We start from the raw sequence: 9,912 nt of genomic DNA, 5'->3' as shown, positions 1-9,912 counted from the left end.
GGCTGGCTCATGGTGATATTCATCTGGCATATCGCCGATGTCTTCTTCATCAACATAAGGCGGATTAGAAACAATCAAATCGTATTGTGGACCTTCAGGAATGGCTGAAAACAGATCCGATTGCATCGGGAAAACTCTGTCCATCACCCCTAAGGTTTCAACGTTGATTTGCGCCACATCGAGGGCATCTTCGCTGATATCGAGCGCATCGACCTCTGCTTCATCAAATTCGTAGGCACAGGCAATCGCAATACAGCCACTGCCGGTACATAAATCTAAAATACGATTAACGGGTTTGCCATATAACCAAGGACCAAAGCGATTGGCAATCATCTCGGCGATAGGTGAACGAGGTACCAATACGCGCTCATCCACATAGAATTCAAGCCCTGCAAAGCGCGCTTTATTGGTTAAATAAGGCACAGGCAAACGCTCACGTACGCGGCGAATGATCAGCTCAACGATTTTGTGTTTTTCACTGCTGGTTAAGTTACTTAAAATCACTTGTTGACCGATTTCTTCGGGCAAGTGCAGCGCATGAAACACTAATGCGATGGCCTCATCCCACGCGTTATCCGTCCCGTGGCCATAGTACACATTGGCATCATTAAAGCGGCTCACCGCCCAACGCAACATGTCACCTATGGTGCGTAACTCTGTCACAGCTTCATCTACAAAGATCTTATCCAAAACGCTCTCCCGCTTGTGTGTTCGTAAACATTGTAACTGAACTCTGTTCAGAAACCATAGGATTCAATAGAATACCCGCCATGAATAAAGACGATGATAAAGAAGGCATGGCGATGTTTTCGGCGCTGATCGAGGGGATAAAACCTATCGACCAAGATAAGCGGCATTTTCGCACGCCCCTAAAAACCAAACAGGAAATAGAACTGAAAGAGCAGCAACTGCATGCTGACAGTTATTTCTCAGATACTTATCAACCTCTGCTGCCCGTTCAGGGGCCAATGCGTTGGCTCGACGAGGGTGTCGACAGTCTCGAGCTTAAACGCTTAAGACGAGGTGATTACCAACCGGATTTATTGCTGGACTTACACGGTTACCGCCAATCCGAGGCTAAACTCGAACTCGCGGCGCTGATCCAAGCCTGCGTAAAACAGCAAAGCCAATGTTGTTGTGTGATGCACGGTTACGGCACTGGCATACTAAAACAGCAGGTGCCTATGTGGTTGGTGCAACATCCTATGGTAAAAGCCTTTCATCAGGCCCCCAAAGAATGGGGTGGCGATGCGGCGCTGCTAGTACTTATCGATATTGGCGACCAGCCGCATCGACGTTAATGGACGAATTAATCCTCTAAAAACAAAGGGCCCACTGATGTGAGCCCTTTGTTTTATCGAAGAAATTAACTAATGCTGTGGGGCGCATGCTGCCAAACAATGCAGGCCTGCTCGGCATGTTTATCTATCAGAGTAATTCCTGAGGTGGCAAATAAGGGCGGCTCAACACCTGCGACTAACTCACTAACCAAATAGCCTAAGAGCGGCATATGGGAAATCACCAGCACTTTATCGGCCTTATACAACTCGGCATAGGCAACAATTAAGGCGGCCACATTGGCGGGATCGCCTGAAGGCACTAAATCATCCACGACCAGCCATTTGCGTGGTTCGGGGAAATGCTGACTCAATTCTTGCCACGTTTGCTGCGCACGTAAATAAGGGCTGACCAAAACAAGATCAAAATCGCTAACACTTCGGGCTAACCAGTTACTCATTAAGACAGTATGGTGTCTTCCTAAATCGGTAAGCGTTCTGTCCCTATCCGACTGAGCATTAAATCCAGCGTCACCATGTCGCATCAAAAATAGCTGCATACTTCTCTCGCTACCCACACTTGTTTTTGTTTTATCCCAATTGTAGCCCTAAAATGGATTTCAACAAACCTTGTAAGGGTTAATCTTTAGTCGATAAACACAAGAGATATTTGCCAAAAACCATTAAGACTATCAATATATAACAAGCCATCGTTACCGGAGTGTCTCTTTGCAAGCCTCTCAGTCTATTTACAAAAGTCCAAACGATCATCGTCAGTACCGTTATCTCGTGTTAGATAATGCCCTGCGGGTATTATTGGTCGAAGATTTGGACGCCAGCCAAGCCGCCGCTTCCATGGCGGTGGCCGTAGGACATTTTGATGATCCTGTGGATAGACCCGGTATGGCGCATTTTTTAGAGCATATGCTCTTTTTAGGCACGGAAAAATTCCCCGACTCCGGCGAGTATCATGCCTTTATCAATCAGCATGGCGGCAGTAACAATGCTTGGACCGGCACAGAGCACACCAATTTCTTTTTTACGATCAACGCCGACGTATTTGCCGACTCCCTAGACAGATTTAGCCAATTCTTTATCGCCCCCAAATTTGACCTCGACCTAGTCGATAGGGAGCGCCAAGCGATTGAATCTGAATTTAGTTTAAAGCTGAAGGACGATATCCGCCGCACCTATCAAGTGCTTAAAGAAACCGTCAATCAACAGCATCCGTTTTCAAAGTTTTCCGTGGGCAATTTAGTCACGCTAGGCGGAGAACAGGCGCAGGTCAGAAGCGAGCTATTAGCATTTTATCAAAGCCATTACAGCGCCAATTTAATGACGCTCTGTTTAGTCGCACCTATGCCGTTAGATGAGCTTCAGGCGCTTGCAGTGCAATATTTCAGTACAATCAGAAACTTAAACTTAGTCAAACAGTATCCCGATGTACCGCTGTTTTCTGAAAACGAACTGCTTAAGCAAATCAATATTGTCCCCTTAAAGGAACAAAAGCGTTTAAGTATCAGTTTTAACTTTCCTGGCATCGATCACTACTACAAACGCAAGCCGCTCACCTATATTAGCCATATCCTCGGCAATGAGAGTAAAGGCAGCCTGCTGTCGTATCTTAAAGAACAAGGTTTAGTGAATAACCTCTCCGCAGGCGGCGGAGTCAATGGCTATAACTTCAAGGACTACAGTATAGGCCTACAACTGACCGACAAAGGCGTGGCCAATATTGATGATATTGTGTGCAGCTGCTTTGAATACATCGAGCTGATAAAAAACCAAGGCCTTGAGGATTGGCGCTATTTAGAACGTGCGAATCTGCTCAAAATGGCGTTTCGCTATCAGGAGCAAGTGAAATCCCTCGATTTAGCCAGCCACTTAAGCATCAATATGCATCACTACGAAGTGGAAGACTTAGTCTTTGGCGACTATCGCATGGATGGCTTAGATATTGATGAAACCCTTGAGCTATTGCGCTTAATGACACCGCAAAATATGCGCTTGCAACTCATAGCACAGTCCTTTAAGACCGACCGCAAAGCCAATTGGTACCATACGCCGTATCAAGTCTTACCGATAAAGCCCGAATCCCTTGCCCGTTGGCAAGTCACACACATTCGTCCAGAACTTCAGTTACCCACAGCGAATCCCTTCATTGTGGCTGATTCTATTGCTCGTCCCGATAAAAGCGAAGTCGCAGTCCCTGTTATCGTTGCGGAATCCACGGGATATCGTATTTGGCATAAAAAAGATGATGAATTTAATGTCCCTAAAGGGCATATGTATTTATCACTCGACTCTGAGCAAGCAAGTAAAACCCCCAAACATGCCGCTCTCACCCGCTTGTATGTCGAGATGTTACTCGATTATCTAACCGAGCCTACTTATCAAGCTGAAGTCGCAGGATTAAGCTACAACATCTATCCACACCAAGGGGGCATAACGCTACATTTATCCGGTTTTACCGGTAATCAAGAGACACTGTTAGCTTTGCTTATCCATAAAGCAAGAGAACGTAATTTTACCGAAGAACGGTTTGCCTTAATCAAGTCTCAGCTGTTACGTAGTTGGCAAAATTTGGCTCAAGCTAAGCCGATTTCACAACTGTTTACCAGCCTGACAGCAACATTACAGAAGCGCAGTTACGAACCAGCCAGAATGGCCCAAGCACTTGAAAATATAACCTTAAATGATCTACATAACCATGTAAGGGCATTTTACGAAAAAATTTATCTAGAAGGATTAATTTACGGCGATTGGTTAGTCTCAGAGGCGCAGGCACTCGGCAAACGTCTGGAGCATATCTTGTCCCTCGTCTCTAGCCCTAGCGCAGAATCCACCCGTGAATTAATTAATTTAACCGGACAAGGCACCCTTTTAAGAGAACTGGCGATAGATCATCAAGACAGCGCCATTATCGTCTATTACCAATCAGCAAGGGCAACGCCAGAAAAAATGGCACTGTTTAGCTTACTAAATCACGCGATGTCCTCAACCTTCTTCCATGAACTGCGTACTGAAAAACAATTAGGCTACATGGTTGGCACAGGTTACCTTCCGCTGAATCGCCATCCTGGACTCATTTTCTATATTCAATCACCCACAACAGGTCCACTGCATTTACTGGAAGCAATCGACGAGTTTATCGCGGACTTTAACTATGCAGTTATGCAAATAACGAATGAAGAATGGGAAAGCACAAAACAAGGACTCATCAACCAGGTAATGGAACATGATGCCAATCTTAAAACTCGTGGCCAACGTTATTGGGTGAGTGTAGGTAATCGAGATTATCAGTTCAATCAACGGGAACTGGTTGTGGCTGAAATCAGCAAGCTCACCCGCCCCGATTTAATCAAGTTTATGATGCAAAAAATGCGCACGAAGCATAGTGATCGCTTAGTGCTTTTTAGTACCGGTTCTGAGCATGTATCTCAATCAGCCCTCAAATCTGACAATATGATTACCGATCTAAAACTGTTCAAACAAAACGCTGAAAAGTTCAATTTTTAACCTAAAAAAAGCTGCTAGATCATTAATCCAGCATTTACTGTAAACAAACAAAACCGCTGCATTCATGCATTTGTGCAGTAGTATCTCTGGTCTTTGTTGTAAAAATTAATGTAAAACATGGTCAATCCATCCCTAAGATCAAATGCTGCACACTATCTAACGCCATCTGTCTGCAATTTAAAGGAATTTTTACATTATCACTTTTGACAAAAGCTTCTATTTCTGGAAAAGTGATGTAACACAATTGTTTCATGGCATCCTCGGACAATACTAAGAACAACACTATGCCGAAAATACTCTTAAAGTATCTATTTATTATCAATGTTTTTTTGTTTTGTATGCCCGCTATTAGCCAAGAATTGGTTCATACTTCTTCGTCAATTCCGACCAATCTAAACACAAAATCCTTTAGCGTTGCAGAAGGCTTATCCCAGAGCACTGTCACAGCAATATCTGAAGACCAAGATGGCTATGTTTGGATTGGCACTTTAAATGGTTTGAATCGATTTGATGGCAAAGAATTTAAAAAATATTATTCAAATGATAGTTCAGGATTAAGCAGTTCTTTTATTCAAAGTATCATTTTTGATGGTAAAAGACTACTCATTGGAACAGATAATGGACTTAATATTTATAATGAAGATACTGATAAATTTGAAAAAGTAAAAAACTTAAACATTCCTGTTTGGTCACTTACCCAAGTAAAAAACATCATTATCATTGGTACTGACAAAGAAATAATTGAAATAGATAAAAATACTCTTAGTATAACTAATAGAATCTCAAACAATGAATTTGACAGTATAAAGAAGATTATCAAAATAAATAATGGTTATTTACTAAAAAATCATAATGGTACAACACTTTTATCATCTAACAACGAAATAACAAAATTATCTAGCAATGTTATTGACATCGCAAACATCAACAAAACACCTTACATCTTTACAAAAAATGAAATATACAAATATAATGAAATCAGCAAAACACTTGAAAAAATAACAAACATCCATATTGACAACATAGCAATAAACAACGAAAAAATTACCTATTTACAAAAAAACAATATATACCATCTAGATCTATCCTCTCTCACGTCAGATTTAATAGGTATTCTTTCACAAACATTATTACAACCACCTCACTTACTATATCAAGGAGAAAACTACCTTTTCCTAGCAAGTGTTAATCAAGGAATTCAGTTCATTGGAATAAAAGAAAACACTATTTCACATATTGATAGCATCAATGAAAGTGTATGGAATATTTCATATGATAATGAACGTTATTTAGCTATAGCAACGAATACAAATACTATTAGTATAATAGACACTTTAAGTAAAAAAACAACTACAATAAGAACAAACACAGAAAATATTACCAGCGTTTCAATTAGTGATAATGAAATTTATTTTGGCGGTAAAAACGGTTTATTTTATATCGAACTAAAAGATAAAGTACCAGTTAAATTATCAGATGACGAAATTGTCTCCATTTCCAATATTAAAAACAACAAGATAGCATATGGAACAAATAACTTTGAACTAAAAGAGTTGGATATAAAAAGCAAAAAAACAATCAATACACTTCGTCTTTCTCAAAAAATGCCTATTTTTGAGATAAAGTCTATAGCTAGCGACCATCACATATTAGCAACACAAGCCGGTTTGATAGATATAAAAAATGGACAAGAAAAGTTAATTTTTCCAAATGAAATTGTTTACAGCATCGCGAATAAAAACAATATCACTTATTTTGGAACAAAATCTGCAATCTATACTTATAACCATCAAACTGAAGATATTTCTTTAAGCATAGAGACTAAAAATCCTGTTTACTCAATATCGGTAAATGCTTCGAATGATATTGCAGCATCGTCAATAAAAGAGATTATTATAAAAACTGACAATAGTGTTTACTTCCTTGACACAGATTTTGGAGCTCAAGATGAGTACAATACACAAAGCGCTGTTGCGATAGGCGATTTCTTCTACTTTGGTGGAATAAGTGGGTTAAGCCAAGTTAATATCGATGTAATAGAAAAAAATCTACGTAATGACGATATTGAAACGGTCATAAGCGAACTTTATGTTTTTAATGAGGTTCAAAAAGTTGGCAATGGCCGTTTAACCAAAGCAATAGCAAAATCACAAGAAATTGAATTAAAGTATTCTGATTATCCATTTACATTAAAGTTTAACTCTCCTCGTTCTGCCAGTACAAACATTGACTATTACTATCAATTAGATGAATTATCTAATGACTGGATTGCAGACAAAGGAAACAACTCCGCAACCTATACTAACCTTTCCCCAGGAAAATATATTTTTAATGTCTACGGCATAAGTCCTATTACAAAAACACCAGGAAAGATAAAAAGCATCAACATACTAATAACACCCCCGTGGTGGTTATCAATACAGGCAAAATCTGTTTATGCTATTCTTTTTATTTTTATTATATGGGGTGTAACAAAATCTATATTGCGCAAACGAGAAGTCCAGCGACAAATAGCTTTAAGTGAGGAGCGCCTAAAGCTTTCTCTCTGGGGAAGTGGCGATGAAATGTGGGACTGGGATATAGAAACGGGTAATATTTTCCGCTCGAATATTTGGGGTGCATTAGAGTTCCCAAGGGATGGCCACCGTTCTGGTAATACTGATGAAGAAAGCAACATTCATCCCATGGATCAGGAGCGCGTCAGAGAAGCGCTGAATAAACATTTCTATGGTGAGACAGATCACTTTGAAGCGGCATATAGAGTTAAGGGCAAAGATGATAGCTGGATCTGGATTTTAGATAGGGCCAAAATTGTAGAAAGAGATGATAAAGATAATGCCCTTCGAATGACTGGCACTATTAAAAATATCAGTCAATTTAAACAAAAAGAAGAACAATTAAAACTATTCGAAAAAGCCATCGAAAATATTTCAGAAGGCATGTTTATTCTCGACAGCGAGTATCGTTTTGTCGAGGTCAACGAAGCATGTTGTAGAATTTCACAGCGAAATCGAACTGATTTTATTGGTAACTTGCTTACCTTTGAGTTATATCCAGAGTCCTTCTCAAATCAGATCCGCAGTATGCTGAAGCAGCAAGGTCGATGGGCGAGTGAAGTCGAAGCTAGTCGTGGTGATAAAAGCCATTTCCATATGGAGCTCACCATCGATGCTATTTATGACGAATTAGGTGAACTATCACACTATGTAGGTGTTTTCTCTGACATATCAAGACGTAAGCAGCAGGAAGAAGAGCTTCGAAAACTCACCAACAATGACCTATTAACGGGTCTACCCAATCGCTCAAACTTGCAAGTCACATTAGGAAACTTGGTTAATAAAGAAATTACCCATGCCTTAATGGTACTCGATTTAGATAATTTTAAGCGTATCAATGATTCATTAGGCCACCAAGTTGGCGATCAATTACTTAGACTGGTATCTGTCAGAATAAAATCCTCCGTACCGAAAAACACGAGCATCTATCGTTTAGGTGGAGATGAGTTTGCCATTGTGCTCGATAAAACCTCTGATATAAGTGCCTGCGCGGCAATTGCGGGACGAATCATTGAAGCTTTTAAAGCGGTATATGAAATAGGCAATGAGCAACTTGTTTTGGGTGCAAGTATCGGGATTGTACTTTATCCAGAGGATGAACAAAGTGAACAAGCGCTACTGAGAAAGGCGGATATTGCCATGTACCATGCCAAATCAGCTGGCGGTAATTGTTACCAATTCTACTCTGAATCCCTTAACCAACATGCGATTAAGCAGTTAGAAATTGAAAATCTTATCAGAGAAGGTTTAAAAGATGATTTATTTGAGGTGTATTACCAGCCTAAAGTTGATCTAAAGCATGGTCATGTTACCGGAATGGAAGCCTTAGTGAGATTAAATCATCCAATCTTAGGACTTATTCCACCGAATGATTTTATTCCTCTTGCAGAAGAAAATGGCCTCATTATCGAAATTGGTGAAATTGTACTCAGAAAAGCCTGTTTTGCAGCCCAAAAATGGCGTGAACTGGGCCTGTTTAAAGGGAGAGTCGCCGTCAATTTATCGTCACGTCAGTTTGCACTGCCCGATCTGCAACAACGAATTGAATCTATTTTACGATTAACACAATTGCCAGCAGCACATCTTGAACTCGAAATCACCGAAGGGACGGTGATTAAACAACCGGAAATGGCCATTATCGTTATGCAGCAATTGACGAAAATGGGTGTCAATCTAGCATTAGACGACTTTGGTACGGGTTATTCGTCACTTTCTTACTTAAAACGATTCCCTATCCATACGCTAAAAATCGATAAAGCCTTTGTCGATGATATTGATAAGTCAGATCGTGATTTGAAGATGGTCGATTCTATTATCACCATTGCTCATAATATGGGACTATCCGTGGTTGGAGAAGGTGTTGAACAAGCAGCACAGCTAAATATCCTGCGCGCCCTAAACTGTGAAGAAATACAAGGTTATATCTTTAGCAAAGCGATTAATGAGACCGAGTTTACTCAATTGCTGCAAGATGACCGGAGTAAATTCATGCCCCACCACAACATTATTTGATCATCTAATTATCTCTCTGTCAGTAGTTTGAAACATTGGCACAACATCTGCAAATAGATGTCCAGTGTCAAAAAATAAAATATTATCAACTACCCTGAGAGATAAAACGATGAAAGGAATTCTAACTGCAGCATTGCTATCTACTATTGGCTTGGTTGCAAATGCTAATGCACTGGAAGGTGCTCCAAATGTGAAGTTTAAATCTGTTGAACTCGCTGGAGCTCCAAATGTGAAGTTCAAACCTATTGAACTTGATGGTGCCCTCAATGTGAAATTCAAGCCTATTGAACTCACTGGAGCTCCAAATGTGAAGTTCAAGCCTATTGAACTTGCTGGTGCCCCAAATGTGAAATTCAAGCCTATTGAACTTGCTGGTGCCCCCAATGTGAAATTCAAGCCTATGGAACTCGCTGGTGCCCCCAATGTGAAATTCAAGCCTATTGAACTTGCTGGTGCCCCCAATGTGAAATTCAAGCCTATTGAACTTGCTGGTGCCCCCAATGTGAAATTCAAGCCTGTTGAACTTGCAGGAGCCCCCAATGTGAAAT

At 40.4% G+C, this 9,912-nt stretch carries 6 protein-coding genes; 4 read left to right on the top strand and 2 right to left on the bottom strand.

Annotated elements, in window-relative coordinates; translation table 11 throughout:
• The coding region (gene prmB / locus SHEWPOL2_RS20565; protein ID WP_037431203.1) for a 50S ribosomal protein L3 N(5)-glutamine methyltransferase at nucleotides 1-690 on the bottom strand (690 nt) is incomplete at its 3' end.
• 80 nt (nucleotides 691-770) lie between these two features.
• On the opposite strand from prmB, the gene smrB reads away from it, so the two are divergent.
• A complete protein-coding gene (smrB, locus tag SHEWPOL2_RS20560; protein WP_037431201.1) occupies nucleotides 771-1,301 on the top strand; it encodes an endonuclease SmrB in 531 nt (176 codons plus the stop codon).
• A 65-nt stretch (nucleotides 1,302-1,366) separates the two neighbouring features.
• Here smrB and sixA read toward each other — a convergent pair whose 3' ends face one another.
• Nucleotides 1,367-1,837 carry a phosphohistidine phosphatase SixA gene (sixA, locus tag SHEWPOL2_RS20555; RefSeq protein WP_011625784.1) on the bottom strand — a complete coding sequence of 157 codons (471 nt, stop codon included), beginning with the start codon at nucleotides 1,835-1,837 and terminating at the stop codon, nucleotides 1,367-1,369.
• A 169-nt stretch (nucleotides 1,838-2,006) separates the two neighbouring features.
• Between sixA and SHEWPOL2_RS20550 the strand changes: the two genes are divergently transcribed.
• From SHEWPOL2_RS20550 to SHEWPOL2_RS20540, 3 genes are all read left to right on the top strand, one after another.
• Nucleotides 2,007-4,796: an insulinase family protein gene (locus SHEWPOL2_RS20550; protein ID WP_037431199.1), complete on the top strand. Its 2,790-nt coding sequence runs from the start codon at nucleotides 2,007-2,009 to the stop codon at nucleotides 4,794-4,796.
• Between the two features lie 284 nt (nucleotides 4,797-5,080).
• Nucleotides 5,081-9,364 (top strand): EAL domain-containing protein, encoded by a 4,284-nt coding sequence (locus SHEWPOL2_RS20545; RefSeq protein WP_083848350.1) that lies wholly within the window; start codon nucleotides 5,081-5,083, stop codon nucleotides 9,362-9,364.
• Nucleotides 9,365-9,428: 64 nt separating this feature from the next.
• A partial coding sequence (locus SHEWPOL2_RS20540; protein WP_239642792.1) for a hypothetical protein occupies nucleotides 9,429-9,912 on the top strand: 484 nt, incomplete at its 3' end.

It is taken from the genome of Shewanella sp. POL2 (assembly GCF_000282755.1).
GTDB lineage: Bacteria > Pseudomonadota > Gammaproteobacteria > Enterobacterales > Shewanellaceae > Shewanella > Shewanella xiamenensis.
Note: the sequence above shows the minus strand (reverse complement) of the source record. Positions and strands in the feature narration are given on the sequence as shown.

What these genes read in the sequence shown, in the direction of transcription:
- smrB (WP_037431201.1), top strand. Translation starts at nt 771, where the DNA reads ATGAATAAAGACGATGATAAAGAAGGCATGGCGATGTTTTCGGCGCTG.
- sixA (WP_011625784.1), bottom strand. Translation starts at nt 1,837, where the DNA reads ATGCAGCTATTTTTGATGCGACATGGTGACGCTGGATTTAATGCTCAG.
- SHEWPOL2_RS20545 (WP_083848350.1), top strand. Translation starts at nt 5,081, where the DNA reads ATGCCGAAAATACTCTTAAAGTATCTATTTATTATCAATGTTTTTTTG.